This window comes from Sphingomonas sp. Tas61C01, from assembly GCF_052567495.1.
In genome coordinates, this window is sequence record NZ_CP199583.1 from 3,689,508 (window position 1) to 3,707,550 (window position 18,043).

14 protein-coding genes are annotated in these 18,043 nt (G+C 67.4%); 11 read left to right on the top strand and 3 right to left on the bottom strand.

Going from position 1 to position 18,043, the window contains the following annotated elements; translation table 11 throughout:
* Window position 1: 1 nt before the first annotated feature.
* On the top strand, window positions 2-1,606 hold the full coding sequence (locus ACT009_RS17255) for a DHA2 family efflux MFS transporter permease subunit (RefSeq protein ID WP_445192280.1): 1,605 nt from the start codon (window positions 2-4) through the stop codon (window positions 1,604-1,606).
* Window positions 1,603-3,096 (top strand): efflux transporter outer membrane subunit, encoded by a 1,494-nt coding sequence (locus ACT009_RS17260; RefSeq protein ID WP_445192281.1) that lies wholly within the window; start codon window positions 1,603-1,605, stop codon window positions 3,094-3,096. Before ACT009_RS17255 ends, ACT009_RS17260 begins: the two co-directional genes overlap by 4 nt.
* Window positions 3,097-3,155: 59 nt before the next feature.
* Here ACT009_RS17260 and ACT009_RS17265 read toward each other — a convergent pair whose 3' ends face one another.
* Together ACT009_RS17265 and ACT009_RS17270 are read right to left on the bottom strand one after the other, a co-directional pair.
* On the bottom strand, window positions 3,156-6,230 hold the full coding sequence (locus tag ACT009_RS17265; RefSeq protein WP_445192282.1) for a TonB-dependent receptor: 3,075 nt from the start codon (window positions 6,228-6,230) through the stop codon (window positions 3,156-3,158).
* Between the two features lie 223 nt (window positions 6,231-6,453).
* On the bottom strand, window positions 6,454-7,197 hold the full coding sequence (locus tag ACT009_RS17270; protein ID WP_445192283.1) for a FadR/GntR family transcriptional regulator: 744 nt from the start codon (window positions 7,195-7,197) through the stop codon (window positions 6,454-6,456).
* 222 nt (window positions 7,198-7,419) lie between these two features.
* Here ACT009_RS17270 and ACT009_RS17275 point away from each other — a divergent pair, with 222 nt between their 5' ends.
* The 9 genes from ACT009_RS17275 to ACT009_RS17315 all read left to right on the top strand — a co-directional run bounded on the left by ACT009_RS17275 (window position 7,420) and on the right by ACT009_RS17315 (window position 17,349).
* The gene (locus ACT009_RS17275; protein WP_445192284.1) at window positions 7,420-8,814 is read left to right on the top strand and encodes a 3-keto-disaccharide hydrolase; all 1,395 of its coding nucleotides are present in this window, start codon (window positions 7,420-7,422) and stop codon (window positions 8,812-8,814) included.
* A 14-nt stretch (window positions 8,815-8,828) separates the two neighbouring features.
* Window positions 8,829-10,142: a Gfo/Idh/MocA family protein gene (locus tag ACT009_RS17280; protein WP_445192285.1), complete on the top strand. Its 1,314-nt coding sequence runs from the start codon at window positions 8,829-8,831 to the stop codon at window positions 10,140-10,142.
* A complete protein-coding gene (locus tag ACT009_RS17285; RefSeq protein ID WP_445192286.1) occupies window positions 10,142-10,981 on the top strand; it encodes an FAD:protein FMN transferase in 840 nt (279 codons plus the stop codon). Before ACT009_RS17280 ends, ACT009_RS17285 begins: the two co-directional genes overlap by 1 nt.
* Window positions 10,982-12,253 (top strand): Gfo/Idh/MocA family protein, encoded by a 1,272-nt coding sequence (locus ACT009_RS17290; protein WP_445192287.1) that lies wholly within the window; start codon window positions 10,982-10,984, stop codon window positions 12,251-12,253.
* 23 nt (window positions 12,254-12,276) lie between these two features.
* Window positions 12,277-13,428, top strand: a complete 1,152-nt coding sequence (locus ACT009_RS17295; RefSeq protein ID WP_445192288.1) for a Gfo/Idh/MocA family protein — start codon at window positions 12,277-12,279, stop codon at window positions 13,426-13,428.
* Window positions 13,429-13,535: 107 nt separating this feature from the next.
* A complete protein-coding gene (uxuA, locus tag ACT009_RS17300; protein WP_445192289.1) occupies window positions 13,536-14,699 on the top strand; it encodes a mannonate dehydratase in 1,164 nt (387 codons plus the stop codon).
* Window positions 14,700-14,739: 40 nt separating this feature from the next.
* On the top strand, window positions 14,740-16,056 hold the full coding sequence (locus ACT009_RS17305; protein WP_445192290.1) for an MFS transporter: 1,317 nt from the start codon (window positions 14,740-14,742) through the stop codon (window positions 16,054-16,056).
* Window positions 16,057-16,064: 8 nt separating this feature from the next.
* Complete coding sequence (locus tag ACT009_RS17310; protein WP_445192291.1) at window positions 16,065-17,009, top strand: 2-hydroxyacid dehydrogenase; 945 nt, start codon at window positions 16,065-16,067, stop codon at window positions 17,007-17,009.
* Between the two features lie 22 nt (window positions 17,010-17,031).
* Window positions 17,032-17,349 (top strand): YdeI/OmpD-associated family protein, encoded by a 318-nt coding sequence (locus ACT009_RS17315; RefSeq protein WP_445192292.1) that lies wholly within the window; start codon window positions 17,032-17,034, stop codon window positions 17,347-17,349.
* A gap of 12 nt (window positions 17,350-17,361) precedes the next feature.
* On the opposite strand, the gene ACT009_RS17320 is transcribed toward ACT009_RS17315, so the two are convergent.
* A complete protein-coding gene (locus ACT009_RS17320) occupies window positions 17,362-18,027 on the bottom strand; it encodes a dihydrofolate reductase family protein (RefSeq protein WP_445192293.1) in 666 nt (221 codons plus the stop codon).
* Window positions 18,028-18,043 lie beyond the last annotated feature (16 nt).

The following is an 18,043-nucleotide window of genomic DNA, read 5'->3' on the forward strand; positions in this document are numbered from 1 at the left end:
GGTGGCATCGGCCGCGTCGGCCGGCGGCGGTTGGTCCGACAGCCGATCCGCGGCGGGGCGATACAGCCCGTGGCTGATCGTCGCGATCATCTCGATCCCGACCTTCATGGAGGTGCTCGACACCTCGATCGCAAACGTCGCGCTCGATCATATCGCGGGCGGGCTCTCCGTCTCCGCTGACCAGGCGACCTGGGTGCTGACCAGCTATCTGGTCGCCAACGCGATCGTCATCCCGATCTCGGGCTGGCTGAGCGATGCGATCGGCCGCAAGCGCTATTTCCTGATCTCGATCGCGCTGTTCACGCTGGCGTCGCTGATGTGCGGCCTGTCGCCGAACCTGACCACGCTGGTGCTCGCCCGCGTCCTGCAGGGGATCGCGGGCGGTGGCCTCGCGCCGGTCGAACAGTCGATCCTCGCGGACACGTTTCCGCCCGAAAAGCGCGGCATGGCGTTCGCGGCGTTCGCGATCGTCGTCGTGGTCGGCCCGGTGCTCGGGCCGACGCTCGGCGGCTATATCGTCGAATATGCCAGCTGGCATTGGGTGTTCCTGATCAACGTGCCGATCGGCATCGCCGCCTTCTTCCTGGCCGACATCTTCGTCGACGAGCCGAAGGCGGTGCAGGACGACCGCGCCAAGAAGATGAAGAAGGGGCTGCGGATCGATTATATCGGCGTGCTGCTCGTCGCGCTGGGGCTCGGCTTCCTGGAGATCACCTTCGATCGCGGGCAGCGCGAGGATTGGTTCGCGAGCCCGCTGATCATCGCCAGTGCGATCATCTCGGCCACCTCGCTGATCGCGCTGGTGTTCTGGGAGCTGAACCATGACGATCCGGTGGTCGACCTGCGGCTGATGAAGAGCCGCAACTTCTCGCTGACGCTTGGGGTGATGGCGATCACCGGCATGATCCTGTTCGGCACCACCCAGCTGATCCCGCAGATGCTGCAACAGGTGCTCGGCTACAGCTCGCTCGACGCGGGGCTGGCGCTGACCTTCGGCGGGGTCGCGACGCTGCTGGCGGTGCCGTTCGCGGGGCGGCTGACCGGCAAGGTCGACGTCAGGATGCTGCTGTTCCCCGCGCTGCTGGTGCAGGCCGCGGCGCTATGGAACATGGCCAATCTCAACGCCGACATCACCTTTCTCGATGCGGGCGTCGCGCGCGTGTATCAGGCGATCGCGTTGCCGTTCCTGTTCGTGCCGATCAACGCCATCGCTTATGTCGGGCTGCGGCAGGACCAGACCGCGCAGGCGTCGAGCCTGCTCAACGTCGCGCGCAATCTGGGCGGGACGCTCGGCATCTCGGTCGCGCAGACGCTGCTCGCGAGCGGGCTGCAACGTCACCAGTCCGAACTGGTCCAGAAGCTCAACCCGCTCGACCCCAACTACAACGACTGGCTCGCCAAGGCGGGCGGGCAGTTCGCAGGGCAGGGCGATCCGTCGATCACGCCACTCGCGGTGCTCTACAGCCAAGTCCAGCGGCAGGCCTCGATGCTCGCGTTCCTCGACGTGTTCCGCACGTTGATGATCGTGGTGCTCATCGTCGCGCCGCTCGTGCTGTTCATGCGATCGGGCAAGACCGGTGGCGGCTCCCAGGGAGGAATGCATTGATCCGCCGTTTCGTATCCGCCGCGCTGGTCGCGAGCCTGCTCGCGGGGTGCACCGTCGGCCCCAATTACGCGCCTGCGGAGGTGCCGGTGCCGGCGGCCTTCGCGGGGCCGCAGCCGGCGGGCGCCTCGGTTGATCCCGCGCATTGGTGGACCGCGTTCGGCGACCCCGAGCTGGACCGGCTGATCGCGATCGCGCTGAAGGATAATCCCGATATCGCGGTGGCGGCGTCGCGGGTCCGCCAGGCGCGGCTGCAGGAGATCGCGGCGCGCGCGACCGGGCGGCCGACGATCGACGCGGCCGCCAACGTCACGCATGTGGAGTTCAGCAAGAATGCGGGCTTTGCCTCGCTGGCGCGGCTGTTCGGCGGGGGCGGCGGCGGCGAGACGGGAGGGTCGGGGAGCACCGGCGGATCGGGCATCGCGCTGCCCGGCAGCGGCATCACCACCTATGCGGCCGGGTTCGACGCCAGTTGGGAGCTCGATCTGTTCGGCGGCGGACGGCGCCAGGTCGAGGCGGCGACCGCGCGGACTGCCGCCAGCGAATGGAGCGGGCGCGACGCTGCGGTCACGCTCGCTGCGGAGGTGGCGCAGGCCTATTTCGCGCTTCGGCTAGATCAGGCGCAGGTCGCGATCATCGACGACGAGCTGGTGCGCCAGCGCCGCATCCTCCAGATCGCGGAGCATGTCGCCCAGGTCGGGCTGGTGCCGCAGGCCGACACTACCCAGCAGCGCGCTTCGATCACCGCGACCGAGGCGCGGCTGGAGCCGATTCGGGCGGACGTCGATGTCCGCATCCATGCGCTCGGGATCCTGCTGGGGCAGGCGCCGACCGCGTTCCGGGCGGAGATCGCGCCGATGCGCCCGCTCGGCGCGGCGCCGCCGATCCCCGCCGGTTTGCCGTCGGACCTGCTGCGGCGGCGGCCGGACATCCGCGCGGCGGAGCGCGAACTCGCCGCGGCATCGGCCGACATCGGCGTGGCGGTAGCCGATCTCTACCCGCGCTTCAGCCTGACCGGGATGGCGCAGCTGATCTCCAGCGCGCTCGGCAACCTGTTCTCGGGCGACAGCCTGCAGCTGACCGGTACCGGTGCGGCGATGTTCCCGATCCTCGATTGGGGCACCAGGCGTGCGACCGTGAAGATCCGCGAGGAGGATCGCGAGCAGGCGTATCAACGCTATCGGTCGGTGGTGCTGCGGGCGCTGCGCGATACCGAGGATGCGCTGACTCGGATCGATGCGGAGCAGCGCCGGCACGCCGCACTGGCCCGCGCGATCGTCGATGCGGAGGCGACCGCGAAGGCGCGCGAGGCGCAGTATCGCACCGGCTTCGTCGCGCAGGATTCGCTGCTCGATGCGGAGACCCAGGTGATGCAGGCGCGCGAGCAGCTCGCGGCGAGCGATGCCGAACTGCGCCAGTACAGCGCGGCGCTGTTCAAGGCACTCGGCGGGGGATGGGAGGCGGCTCCTGCGGCTGGCAGCGCCGGGGGCTAGGCCAAAAAAAGAGGCCGCCGCTCCTGTTGGAACGACGGCCCCACGGGGGAGGTGGTGGATCAGAACTGGAAGTTGACTGCCAGCGCGTAGGTGCGGCCGAAATACGCGGTGTAGAGCGGGTCCTGCCGCGTCGTGTCGGTGAACAGACGGTTGGTCTCGTTGGTGATGTTCGACACTTCCGCGATCAACTTGATGTGTTCGTTGAGGTTGTACGAGGCGGAGGCGTCGACGAAGATCGAGCTGGCGTTGCCGTTCGCGTCGCTGTCCGTCGGGCCGGGCACGCCGGTCAGGAAGCCCGAGCGATAGTTGATCGTCGAACGGATGCTGAACTTGCTGTCCTCGTAGTAGAGCGTTCCGCTAGCGGTCTCCGGCGATAAGCCGACGAGCGCCGCGGTCCGTGTAACCGTCGGCGAGATGATATAGTCGATATTCGACCGCACCCGCGTGAAGTTGGCGAGCGCGCCGAAGTTGCTGAGCGCACCCGGCAGGAAGCGGAACGGCAGCTGTACGTTGACCTCGACGCCTCGGAGCGGACCGCCGGGGGTGTTGGTGCTGCGGGTGACGCTGAACAGCTCGTCGGGCGTGACGCCGGTGCCGGTGCCCTCGAGCAGCGACAGCGGCAGGCCGAGTTCGCGGAACGGCACCAGCTGGACGGTATTCTGAATGTAGGTTTCGATGTTCTTCTGGAAATACGCGACCGACAGCAACGAACCCGGCGCGAAATACCATTCGAGCGACGCGTCGAAGGTGTTGGCGCGGATCGGATTGAGGAACGGATTGGTGATCGATGCGGTGCGGATCACGATGTTGGCGCTGCCGCTCGGGATCAGCTGGCCATAGGCCGGGCGGGACATCACCCGGGCGGCCGAGATGCGCGCGATCAGGTTGCTGGTAACGTCGAGCGCCAGGTTCATCGACGGCAGCCAATCCTCGTAGGACCGCTTGACGTTGGAGATCAGGAACACCGACGGATAGGCCGACCCGGCCGGGGCCGCCGCGGGGATTGGGCCGTATGTGTCGAGGCTGGTGTGGACGTAGCGGACGCCTGCATCGCCGCGCAGCGTGAACGGCAACACATCCTCGGTGTTTGCCTTCACCATGAGATAGCCCGAACCGTATTTCTCGCGGACGCCGCCGAACGTGCCCTTGGCGCATTCGATGCTGCAATAGACGTAGTTGTCGAAGTTCACCGCCTTGCGGAACTTGTCGGGATCGATGGCCGCGAAATCCTGCATCTGGCCGTCGAGATTGCTGCCGACGCCCTTGGTAACGAAGGTGATGTCCGACAGCGACACGCCGGCGGGCAGCGCCAGTGGCGTGTTGGTGGCGAGCTGCCGTTCGCGCGCCTTGTACTCGTTGGTGCGGTACTGCCCGCCGACCAAGACGGTGAAGTTCGGCGCGGCTTCCCACTCACCGTTCAGCTCGAAGGTCTTGCTGACGATGGTATTGTCGCGGATGAAGTTCGACAGCTGTCCGCGCTGCGAGCCGTCGGGCAGCGGCGGCCCATAGGCGAAGTTGCCGGGATTGGTGGTGTCGATGCCGTAGCTGATCTTCGGCACGTCGGGATTGTCGCGGAAATCGATCGAGAAATTATCGGTGTCGTTCGAGTCCATGGCGACCTGCAGGCGATTCACATGCAGCCGGGAATCGTTGATGCCGGCAAGGCCGTAGACGCGGAACGTGTCCGAAAAGCGCTGATCGAAGTTGAGATTGACCTGACGGAAGGTCGAGGTGAACTTCTCCTGCTGCATCTCGGAACGCAGATCGACGCCGTCCCACAGACCGTAGATCAGCGAGCCGTTGTCATCGACCTGAATGTCCTTGATCGACATCATCGGTTGGCCGTTGTTCGATGCGGTGCGCCCCATCGATCGCGCATCGAACTGGGTATCGAGGCGGTCGACCTTGAAGCGCGAATAGATCCCGTCGATCGAGATGTCCGTGTTCGACGACGGCTTCCACTGCAGCGTCAGGGATCCGGCGAGGCGGTCCTGATCCTGGCTGCCCTTCACCGGGCGCGGCAGGCGCGGCAGGAACACGCCGCCGCCCGGCCGACCCGAAGCGCCGGTGCGGCTCATGACATAGTCGTAGGCCGCCTGGGTGCTGGTGCGCGGATTGCCGGTGCTGCAATTGTTCGCATCGGCGCCGACCGGCGTGCCGCCGTTGGCGTACCCGGTCGCCGGGCTCTGCACCGCAACACCCTGGTAGGTGTAGCCGATAGGGGTGCAGTACGGGAAGATGATGTTGGTCGGGGTAGTCGTACCGGGCAGCGTCACCGGTCGCGATTGACCCGCCACATAGCTCGGCAGGATATCGACCGCGGAATAGGCGTATTCGTCGATATGGCGCTTCGAATAGGCAATGCTGCCGAGGATACCGAAGGTGTCACCGAGCTTCTTGGAGACGAGCGCGGAGACGCGCGGATCGACGTCCTTGCGGATGTCGTTGTAGATGCCGCGCGCGGTGGCGGAGACGACGAAGTCGCCCTTCTGGTCGAACGGCTTCGGCGCGCGCAGATCCACGGTGGCGCCGAGCGAACCTTCCTCCACGTCGGCGGAGAGCGTCTTGCGCACCGACAGGCTGGAAAAGATCTCGGTCGGGAAGGTGACGAAGTCGAAGGAACGTCCGGTCGCGACGCCGCCGCGAATGTCGCTGCCGCTAACCTGCGACACGCCTTCCATGCCGTTGATCCGAACCCGCGTGAACTGTGCCCCGAGGCCGCGGACCGAGATGTTGCGGCCTTCGCCACCGTCACCGCGTGACAGCGCGACGCCGGGAATGCGCTGCATCGATTCGGCGAGGTTGGAGTCGGGGAACTTGCCGATGTCTTCGGCGACGATGCTGTCGACTGCAGCGGTCTCGTTGCGCTTCACCGCCAACGCGCTGTTCAGCGACGCTCGGAATCCGGTGACGACGATGTCCTGCGAATCCTCGGTGCGTTCCTGCGGAACCGCTGCCGGGGCGCCGGTCTGGTCGGTGGCGCCGGGCGCTGCTTCTTGCGGCGTCGTGGCCTGACCACTCGTGTCCTGTACGGCCAAGGGCTGCGTCTCTGCGATCGCGCCGGTCGCGAACAGCGTCGCCGCGACACTGGTGGACACCAGCAGCCGCATCTTGCTCGTCGTGGTAAGCTTCATGCCCCTCTCCCCCTGTTTATTCCGGATGTGGCAGCGGGGTTGCCCCGTCAGCCGTTCTAATTTCCGGACGTTGGTTCCTGGGCGTCTCTAACACTGGTAAACCTACCTGACAATGAGCTGCAAAGTGGTAGGGCACTATAGCTATCAGGTTGGCAGGCAAATGGACGTGGCGAGTGAGGGCAGCCGAGCTCCCGCACCGAACGATCGTGGCGGTGTCAGCTCGTTAAACGGCGCGGCGGGCCAACGCGCGGCGGCGTTGCGCGGTCACCGCACGGGCGCGTTCGACGGCCTCGGTCTCGTCGACGTGCAGGAGATGGTCGATGACACGCGACAGATGGTCGCGCATCGCGAGTCGCGCCTCGACCGGGTTGCGGGCCTCGAGCGCGCGGAGGATGCGGCCATGCTCCTCCATCCGTTCCTTGGTGCCGAGGCTGCCGGCCTTGGCGAGGACCTGCCGCGCGAGCGGCGAGCGGAATCGCATGTCCCAGGCATCGGTCACCGCCGAGATCAGCATCGCGTTGCCGGTCGCCTCCGCGATCGCGATATGGAAGCGGCGATCGGCGTCCTCGGCCGCGGCATCGTCGTCCTGCGCCATCGCGGCAAGCAACGTGCGCAACTCGACCAGCTGATCCTCGTCGATGTCGGTCGCCGCGACCGCCGCAACCTCGCCCTCAATCAACCGGCGTGCCTCGGTGATCTCGAACGCGCCGATATCGAGTTCTTCGTCACCCGAACTGCTCGACGTCGCGAGGACGAAGACGCCCGATCCTTTGCGCGCCTCGACGAGACCCTGCATCTCGAGCGCGATCATCGCCTCGCGGATCGTCGGCCGGCTGACGCCGAAGCGCTCGGTAAGGTCGCGCTCGGCGGGGAGGCGAGCGCCGATCGGGTATTTGCCGGCGGCGATATCCGCGACGATCGCGTGGACGATCTTCCGATATAGCTTGCCACCGCCCTGCTCTGACATCTCGTTCCATCCAATCGATCGACGCCGCAAGGAGCCTGCGTCGTCGGCCCCTTACGGGTTTTCCGCCAGCGGTGCCACGGCTAGCCTATGCCATACGCCACCGACGATCATCTACCAGAAATGTCTGACAGTATGCTTGCATGTGGTCGGACCAATGAGTACCCCATGCGATCAGTAATGATGCATCGACATCGATCGATGCGCAGTGGGGATGAGGATGCGATGAAGTCGTCTAAATTCGAACCTTGGCACGGTGCCTCTTATGGGGTGGCGCTCGCCCTCGCGCTCGCCACCGTCTCCACCTCGCCGCTGAGCGCGGCCAGCGCCGCGCAGGACACGGCGCCTTGGCAGGACATCACCCCCAAGTCCGGGTTGAGCGGTTGGCGGACGACCGGTGGGGCAGCCACCTACGATGTCGTCGACGGCGAGTTGGTCGGCCGTGCCATGGTGGGCAAGACGAACAGCTGGCTGGTCTCCGATGCGCGATTCGGCGATTACATCATGGAATTCGACGCCAAGACCGATCCGCTGCTGAACTCCGGCGTCATGGTCCGCGGCCAGAGCCGTCCCGATTACCGAAACGGCGTCGTGCACGGCTATCAGGCGGAAATCGACCCGAGCCCACGCGCGTGGAGCGGCGGCATGTACGACGAGCAGCGCCGGCAGTGGCTCTACTCGCTCGGGCGCAACGACGCAGCGCGGAGCACCTTCCGATCGGGCGACTGGAATCATTACCGGATCGAGGCGATCGGCAACCGATTGCGGACCTGGATCAACGGCGTGCCCGCGACCGACGTGGTCGACGACACTGACGCGGCAGGCTTCATCGCTTTCCAGGTCCACGCCATCCCCGATCGCGATGCTGCGCGTCACCCCGAGGCACGCTTTCGCAACATCCGGGTGATCACCGATCGGCCGCAACGGTTTGCGATGCCCGAGACCGGGCTGGAACAGCAGGGCTGGTTGGCCAACCGGCTCGGCGACCGCGAGCGCAAGGCGGGGTGGACGCTGCTGTGGGACGGACGCACCGGCGCCGGCTGGCGCAGCGCCAAGGGCGGTGCGTTTCCCACCAAGGGTTGGTCGATCGCCAACGGCGCGCTGTCGGTGACCGGTGGCGGCGGCGACATCGTTACCGCGACCCCCTATCGCAACTTCGAATTGTCGGTCGATTTCCGCATCGCCGAGGGCGCCAACAGCGGCATCAAATACCGCATCGCACCCGACGGATCGGGTATCGGGCTGGAATACCAGCTGCTCGACGACGCGCGCCATCCCGATGCGAAGATGGGCCGTGACGGCAATCGCACACTCGCCTCGCTCTACGATCTGATTCCGGCCAGCAATCTGCTGGATCCGGCGAGCCCCGGCAAACGAATCAATCCGCCCGGTGAGTGGAACCGCGCGGTGATCGTCGTCCGCGGAAATCATGTCGAGCATTGGCTCAACGGCTTCAAGATGGTGGCGTTCGAGCGCGGATCGCCGGCCTTCCGCGCCGCGGTCTCGCAGAGCAAGTTCGCGAACGTCGCCGGCTTCGGCGAATGGCCGGAAAGTCCGATCCTGCTGCAGGATCACGGCGACCACGTCGATTTCCGCTCGATCAAGCTACGCAAATTCTAAGGGAGACTGGGTCGATGATGGACCGTCGTACGATCATCAAGGGCGCCACCGCGGCGATCGGCACCGCGATCACTGCGAAAAGCTATGCCGCGATCAAGGGCGCGAACGATCGCCTACGGGTCGCGGTCGTCGGGGTGAACAGCCGCGGGCAGGCGCACATGGCCGCGTTTTCCAAGGTGCCAGGCGTCGCCGTGACCCACTTCGTCGACTGCGACAGCGCCGTGCTGGCGAAGCGCGCGGCGGCCTGGGCAGCACGCGGCAACGCCGCGGTGCAGACCGAAGGCGATTACCGCCGCCTGCTCGATCGCCGCGCCGTCGACATAATCACCGTCGCCACGCCCGATTTCAGCCACGTGAAGGTCGCTACAGACGCGATGAACGCGGGGCACCACGTCTATTGCGAGAAGCCGGTCGGCATCGCGCCTGCTGAGGGCGAAGCGATGATCGCGGTGCAGAAGCGCACCCGCCGACACCTCCAGATCGGCAATCAGCAGCGTTCCAGCCCGGAGACACGCCAGCTGCTGGCGCTGGTCCAGGGTGGCGGGCTCGGCCATGTGTACGAAGCACAGACATGGTACGCCAATGCGCGCAAGCCGATCGGGCACGGCAAGCAGATGCCGGCGCCCGCCACGCTCGATTGGGACATGTGGCAAGGCCCGCGACCGCGCGCGCCGTACCGTTCCAACCTCGCGCCCTATAATTGGCATTGGGTGTGGCAGTACGGCACCGGCGAGATCTGCAACAACGGCATGCACGAGATCGACGTCGCGCGGTGGCTGATGGGGCTCACCTATCCCAAGCAGGTTGTCGCGCGTGGAACGCGGCAATTCTTCAACGACGACGATTGGGAGATGTACGATTCGATGGATCTGACGCTCGCCTATGACGGCGATCGCGTGATCCGCTGGGACGGGCAGAGCGGCAATTCCATGCTGCGCTACGGCCGCGGGCGCGGCGTGCTGCTGCTCGGGACCAAGGGATCGGTGGTGGTCGATCGCAACGGCTACGAGCTGTACGATCTCGACGGCAAGCAGACCCGCGTGGTGAAGGCAGCGGCGGATTCGGAGACGACAGGGACCGTCGGCGAAGGGATCCTCGACGTCTATCACGCCGGCAACCTAGCCGACGTGATCCGCGGCAAGGCGAGCGCACTCAATTCGCCGATCGCGGAGGCGCATGTCAGCACCAATCTCTGCCACCTCGGCAACATGGCGTATCGCACCAACACCGTGCTCGCCATTGATCCGAAGACCGGGCGGCCCGCGTCGGCTGCGGCGATGAAGCTTTGGTCGGTCGACTATCAGCCCGGCTGGGAGATCAAGGCCTGATGATCGAACGGTTCGCCGCCATGGGGACGCGCGTCGAGCTGCACCTGTTCGGCGACGTGCCGGCGGGTGCGCTTGAAGAGGCGCGTCGGGCGGTCGAGGCGGTCGACGACGCGCTGACGATCCATCGGCCGTCGGCGGCGACTGCGCTCAATGCGGCATTGCTGGCAAGGCAGGCGGCAACGATCGACGACGACATCCTGTTCGATGCGCTGGTCGCGGCGGAGGATGCACATGCCGCGACCTTCGGGCTGTTCGACGTCGCCGCGGACCTGCGAAGCGGCGCAAGCTGGACCGCGGTGAGGTTCGACCGTGCGGCGCGCACGATCGCCGCCGGCCGGACGCTTGCGCTCGATTTCGGCGGGATCGGCAAGGGCCTCGCGCTCGATCGCGCGAGCGCAGCATTGCGCACCGTCGGCGTGGCGTCGGCGCTATTGACGGCGGGGGAAAGCTCGATCGCGGTGGTCGGCGATCACCCGCTCGGCGGTTCGTGGCCGTTCTCGATCCCGCACCCGCTGGTCGACGACGGGACGCTCGCCGCAATCGAGCTCGATGACGCCGGTAGCAGGCGGGCGGTGTCGATCTCCGCCACGATCGGAATCGGGACCACCGCGCCGGAGCGGATGGCGCTGATCGATCCCCGACGCGGGATCGCGGTGACCGCGCCGCGCTGCACGGTCGTGGTCGCCGCGACCGGTGCCGCCGCGGAGGCGATGAGCACCGCGCTGATGGTCGCCGGCACCGCGCAGGCCGCGCGCCTGATGCTCGACCATGCCGGACCTTGCTTCCGGTTCGACCTCGATGCCGCGCTCGCGGCGCAAGACCTTGGGATGTGTGCCTAGATGACCGATACCCCGTTCGACCTGACGCGCCGCACCTTCCTCGATCGTGTGCTGACCGCAACCGCGGGGATGGGCGTCGCCAGCGCGGCGCCCTGGGCGGTCTCGGCTGCCGAAGCGGCAAGCGCCGCACCCGCCACCGGGCAGCGGGTGCGGCTCGGCGTCATCGGCACCGGCGATCGCGGCCGCACCCTGATCCGCAACATCATGAAGACGCGCAACTGCACCGTCGCCGCGATCTGCGACGATTACGAGCCTCACCTCGCCAAGGCGCGCGAGATCGCCGGCGCGACCGTACCCGCCTTTGCGGATCACCGCGCGCTGCTTGCCGAAAAGGGCCTCGATGCCGTGGTGATCGCGACCCCGCTCGATCTGCACGCGCGCCACACCGCCGCCAGCTTCGACGCCGGGCTGCACGTCTGGTGCGAGAAGGCGATGGCGCGGACGATCGCCGATTGCGGCGCGATGGTCGCGAAGGCCCGCGAGAGCCGCAAGGTGCTGCAGATAGGCCACCAGCGGATGTTCCACCCAACCTATCTCAATGCGCTGAAGCGGGTGAAGGCGGGCGAGATCGGCGAGATCACCCAGGTCCGCGCCAGCTGGCACCGCAACAACAGCTGGCGCCGCCCGGTGCCGGCCGGGGTTCCCGACCGGCAGATCAATTGGCGGCTGTACCGCGATCGATCGGCGGGGCTGATGACCGAGCTGGCGACCCACCAGCTGCAGGTCGGCAACTGGTTCCTCGACGGAGTGCCGACCAAGGTGATCGGATCCGGGAGCATTTGCTTCTGGAAGGATGGCCGCGAGGTCTACGACCATGTCGCGCTGATCTACGAATATAGCGGCGGGCGGAAGGTGATCTACACCTCGCTGCTCAACAATGCGCGCTATGGCTGCGAGGAGCAGATCCAGGGGAGCAAGGGCACGATCGAGCCCGAACTCGGCCGGATCTATCAGGAGGTGCCGCCCAAGCAGCTCGCGCTGCAGCGGATGCATCAGGACGTCGCGCGCGGCTCCAAGCGCACCGTGCCGATCGGCGGCGCGACCTGGTTCCCGGAGCTGCCGGTGACGACGCCCGGCGACTCGCTCGGGTGGGGCGAATATGACGAGACCCTGCTCCAGTTCGAGGGATTCGCGGAAGCGGTGCGGGCGGGCAAGCCGTTGCCCGGGCTGCTGACGCAGGCCTACAACGCCAGCGTCGCGTCGCTGCTGGGGGAACAGGCGATGGACCGCGGCGAGGCGCTGCGCTGGCCGAGCGATCTGGTTTCGGTTTGAACCGACAACATGAGGAACGACCTGTGACCGACACCAGCCGCCGCGACCTGATCGGATTGGGCATCGCCGCCGGGCTCACCGGCTTCACCGCCGACGCGCTCGCCCAGTCCGCGACGCGAGGCGACGCCGCCACGCAGACCGCCCCCGCGCGCCCTGCGCCCGAGGCGAAGTACCGCGTGCCGTTTGCGGTGATCGGGATGGATCACAATCACATCTACGCGATCACCGATGCGATGATCCGCGGTGGCGGCGTGCTCACCGCCTTCTATGCGGCGGACCCGAAGCAGGTCGCGACGTTCCAGAAACGCTATCCCGGCATCCGGCTGGCGCGGTCCGAAGACGAGATTATCGACGATCCGAAGATCAAGCTGGTGTGCAGCGCCGCGATCCCCGTCAAGCGCGCGCCGCTGGGGATCAAGGTGATGCGCGCGGGCAAGGACTATCTCAGCGACAAGGCCGCAGTGGTCACGCTGCAGCAGCTCGCCGAGGTGCGCGCCACGATCAAGGCGACCCGGCGCAAGTTCGGGATCATGTATTCCGAACGGCTCGAGGTGCCCGCCGCGGTGATGGCCGGGCAGATGGTGCATGACGGCGCGATCGGCCGCGTCATCCAGACGATCAACCTCGCGCCGCATCGTGCCTCCGCGCCGTCGCGCCCCGACTGGTTCTGGGATCCCGTGCGCAACGGCGGTATCCTCACCGATGTCGGCAGCCATCAGGCCGACCAGTTCCTGTACCTGACCGGCAGCAAGCGCGCGACCGTGCTCGCGTCACAGGTCGGCAATTTCGGCCATCCGGACCATCCGCAGTTCCAGGATTTCGGCGACATGATGGTGCATGGGGACGGCGGCGCCGGCTATGTCCGGGTCGACTGGTTCACCCCGGACGGACTGCCTACCTGGGGCGACGGGCGGCTCTTCATCCTGGGCACCGAAGGCTATATCGAGCTGCGCAAATATGTGGATATCGCGGGGCGCCCCGGCGGCAACCACCTGTTCGTGGCCGATCGCAAGGGCACCCGCTATCTGGATTGTTCGAACGTGCCGTTGCCGTTCGGCCCGCAGTTCGTCACCGACCTGGTCGAGCGGACCTCGGTCGCGCAGGATCAGGAGCAGGCGTTGCTCGCAGCGGAGCTGGTGTTGACCGCGACGGCGAAAGCGACACGCGCCACATAGTTGTAAGGCAATTCGTTGTTTTTGGCCTTACCATCGTCTAGGGCCAGGCAAGTACAAGCTGGGGAGGGGGTACGATGACGGTTGCTGCGCGTGCTTCCGCGTCCGTGATGATGACGCAGACGATGCGCTGGTTCGGGCCTAGCGACCCGGTGTCGCTGCTCGGCATCCGGCAGGCGGGCGCAACCGAGGTCGTCACCGCGCTCCACGATGTCCCGAATGGCGAGGTCTGGACCGCCGACGCGATCGCCGGGCGCCGCGCCGACATCGAACGCGCGGGCCTCGGTTGGACCGTCGTCGAGAGCCTGCCGGTGCACGAGGCGATCAAGCTCGGCGCAGCCGATCGCGACCGGTTGCTCGATCATTACCGCACCAGCCTGCGCAACCTCGCGGCGGGTGGGGTAAGCGTAGTCACCTACAATTTCATGCCGTTGCTGGATTGGACGCGCACCGACCTGGCATGGGCGATGCCCGACGGCGCGCTGGCGTTGCGGTTCGAGCCGGTCGCGCTCGCCGCCTACGACCTCCACATCCTGGGTCGTCGGGGCGCCGAGGGCGACTATGCCGACGCGGTTCGAGAGGCAGCGGCACGACACTTCGCGGCGATGGACGACGACGCCCGCGCCCGGCTGGAGCGCACGATCATCGCCGGGCTGCCAGGCAGCGAGGAGAGCTTCACCTCCGCCGAGTTGCTGCGCGCGATCGAGGGCTATGGCGCGGTCGACTCCGATCGGCTGCGCGAGCACCACGCTTATTTCCTCGAGGCGGTCTGCCCGGTGGCGGACGAGCTCGGCATCCGGCTGGTGGTGCATCCCGACGACCCGCCGTTCCCGATCTTCGGCCTGCCACGTGTGGTCAGCACCGAGGCCGACATCGCCGCGCTGGTCGCGCGGGTGCCGAACGCCTCGAACGGCCTGTGCTTCTGCACCGGTTCGTTCGGCGCACGCCGCGACAACGACCTGTCGGGTATCGTCGAACGGCATGGCGACCGCATCGGTTTCGTCCATCTCCGCTCGGTCGCGCACGAACCCGACGGATCCTTCCACGAAGCCGCGCACCTCGAAGGCGACGCGCGGATGGCCGATGTCGTGGCGGCGCTGGTGCGCCTGCAGCGCGCCGAGGGGCGATCGATCCCGATGCGGCCCGACCATGGGCACCAGATGATGGACGATCTCGGGCGGCAGACCAATCCGGGCTATTCGCTGCTGGGGCGGATGCGCGGGCTGGCCGAATTGCGCGGGCTGGAACGCGGGATCGTCCACGCGCTCGGCTGACCCGCGTGCCCGACGGATAACGACAACAAGGGGACGGACGATGATGGCGACGCAGGAAAGCACGGCGGCGCTGATCAGGCCGCGCCCCGCCAGCAACGTGCGCTGGGTGATCTGCGCGCTGCTATTCCTCGCGACGACGATCAACTATATCGATCGCCAGATCATCGGCATCCTCAAGCCGACGCTGCAGGGCGAGCTCGGCTGGAGCGAGACCGATTACGGCAACATCGTCTTCTGGTTCCAGGCCGCCTACGCGATCGGGCTGCTGGCCTGCGGGCCGCTGATCGACCGGGTCGGATCGCGGCTCGGCTATGCGGGCGCGATCGCGCTGTGGAGCTTCGCCGCGATGCTCCACGCCTTCGCGCGCACCCCGTTCGGGTTCGCGGGTGCGCGGTTCCTGCTCGGGCTGGGCGAGGCCGCGAACTTCCCCGCCGCGATCAAGTCGGTCGCCGAATGGTTTCCCCGCCACGAACGCGCGCTGGCGGCGGGCATTCTCAACGCCGGCGCCAATGTCGGTGCGCTGGCGACGCCGATCGTGGTGCCGGTGCTGACGATCTATTTCGGTTGGGAGGCGGCATTCATCGTCACGGGCCTGCTCGGCTTCGCCTGGTTGCTGGCGTGGCTCGGCTTCTACCGCCCACCGGCGCTCCACCCCCGCGTCTCGGCGTCGGAGCTCGCCTATATCGAAGCGGATGCCGAGGTCGACCCGGCGGTCCGCACCCCGTGGCGAACGTTGTTCAGGCAGCGCCCGACCTGGGCGTTCGCGACCGCGAAGTTCCTGACCGACCCGGTCTGGTATCTCTTCCTGTTCTGGCTGCCCGACCTGCTGTCGAAGCAATACGGCCTCGACCTCAAGACCTTCGGCCCGCCGCTGATCGTCATCTACCTGCTCGCCGACGCGGGCAGCATCGGTGGCGGCTGGCTGTCGTCGCGGCTGATGAAGCTGGGCTGGACCGTCAACCGCGCGCGCAAGACCGCGCTGCTGGTCTGCGCGCTGTGCGTGGTGCCGGTGTTCTTCGCGGCGGGCGCCTCCAACCTGTGGACCGCGGTCGCGATCCTCGGCCTGGCGGCGGCGGCACACCAGGGCTGGTCGTCGAACCTCTACGCGATCGTATCCGACACCGTGCCGCGCAGCTCGATCGCGTCGGTGATGGGGATCGGCGGCGCCGCGGGAGCGATCGGGGGCATGATCATGGCCAAATATGTCGGCCACATCCTCGAGACGATCGGCTCCTACTGGCCGGTGCTGCTCTGGGCGAGCAGCGCCTATCTGATCGCGCTGGCGCTGATCCACCTGATGATCCCGCGGATCGGCGCATCGACCGCCGATGCCCAGCCGGCGGTCGTGCCGCTATAGCCGGGGCCATGACCAAGCCCGACATCCTGATGCCCGCGCCGATGATGCCGAGCGTCGTCACCGCGCTCGACGAGCGCTTCGTGCTGCACCGGCTGTGGGATCAACCCGATGCCGATGCGTATCTGCGCACTCACGGCCAGACGATCCGCGGCGTGGCGGCGAGCACGCTGGCCGGGCGCATCGGCGGCACGCTGTTCGATCGGCTGCCCGCGCTGGAGATCGTCGCGAACTTCGGCGTCGGCTACGACAATATCGATGCGGCGGAGGCGAGGGCGCGCGGGATCGTCGTGACCAACACGCCCGGGGTGCTCGACGACGAGGTCGCCGACCTGGCCGTCGCGCTGTTGCTGGCGACGCTGCGCCGCCTGCCGCAGGCCGACCGCTACGTGCGCGAGGGACGCTGGCCGTCCGGGCCGTTCCCACTATCCCCGACGCTGCGCGGACGGCGCATCGGGATGCTCGGATTCGGGGCGATCGGGCAGGCGATCGCGCGACGGCTGGACGGGTTCGATGTGCCGATCGCCTACCACCGCCGCACCCGTCAGCGCGACATCGGCTACGACTATCACGCCAGCCCGGTCGCGCTGGCGGCGGCGTGCGACGTGCTGATCGCGATCGTGCCCGGCGGCGCGGCGACACGGCACATCGTGGATGCCGAGGTGCTGGCGGCGCTCGGGCCGCAGGGCGTGCTGATCAACGTGTCGCGCGGCAGCGTCGTCGACGAACGTGCGATGGTGGCGGCGCTGCGGGCTGGCACGATCCAGGCGGCGGGGCTCGACGTGTTCGAGGACGAGCCGAACGTCCCCGACGCGCTCCGCGAGATGGAGAATGTCGTCCTGCTGCCGCATGTCGGCTCGGCGTCGCAGCACACCCGCGCCGCGATGGGGGCGCTGGTGGTCGACAATCTCGTCGCCTGGTTCGACGAGGGGCGGGCGATCACGCCGGTCGGCTGACCGCCGAGCATGAGGAGATCCTGTGGCCGACGCCTTCGCTCATGGCACCGTGCACGACGCCGGTGACGACCTGCAGGCCGCGATCCGTGACGATCCGGGGGTGCTGGCACTCTGGGAGGGGCTGACGCCGCTCGGGCGCAACGAATTCATTTGCTGGGTCGACGATGCCAAGCAGGCTGCGACCCGCCAGCGCCGCATCGTCCGGGCTCGCGAGGAATTGCTGGAGGGCAAGAAGCGGCCGTGCTGCTGGGCGGGCTGCATCCACCGTACCGACAAGCCGCCGAGCCGGTGGCAGCAAGCGGTCCTGATCGACGGCAAGGCGAAGAAGGTCAGGGCTTGAGGGCAGCCCCGACTACCAGCTGCCGTCGTTCATCCGTTGCTGGCGCTCGACTTCGGCGGCGCTGGTGCTCGGCTGCGGGTGATCGGCGGTGGGGATGTCGCCGGCCGGCGCCCACCGGGTGACGATCACGCCCTTCGCGCCGACCGATTGATCGAGCAGCCGGAACGCGGCCGGCGGCGTACCGTCGCCGAACAGGCGCTTGCCGTTGCCGAGGACGATCGGGAAGGTCATCAGCACCAGCTCGTCGATCAGCCCGGCAGCGAGCAAGGGGGGATAGAGCGTCGACGATCCCTGGATCAGCAGGTCGGGCCCATCGCTCTCCTTCAGTGCGCGGACCGCGTCGATGTCGTCGAGCCGGTGGCTATTGGCCCAGTCGAGCGGTCGATCGCCATGGGTCAGGACATGCTTGTCGGCCGCGGTCAGCGCCTCGCCCATCGCCGCCACTTCGCCCTCGGCATAGGGCCAGTACGCGGCGAAGATGTCGTAGGTGCGGCGCCCGAGCACCAGCGCATAGGGCGGGGTGAACAACTCACCCAGTACCGGGTCGATCACCTCGTCGCCGACGCCGAACACCCAGCCGCCCTGGTCGAACCCGCCGGTCGGATCCTCGGTCGGCCCGCCGGGTGCTTGCACCACGCCGTCGAGCGAGACGAACACGGCGCCGGTCAGCTTACGCATCGGTGATCTCCCTTGT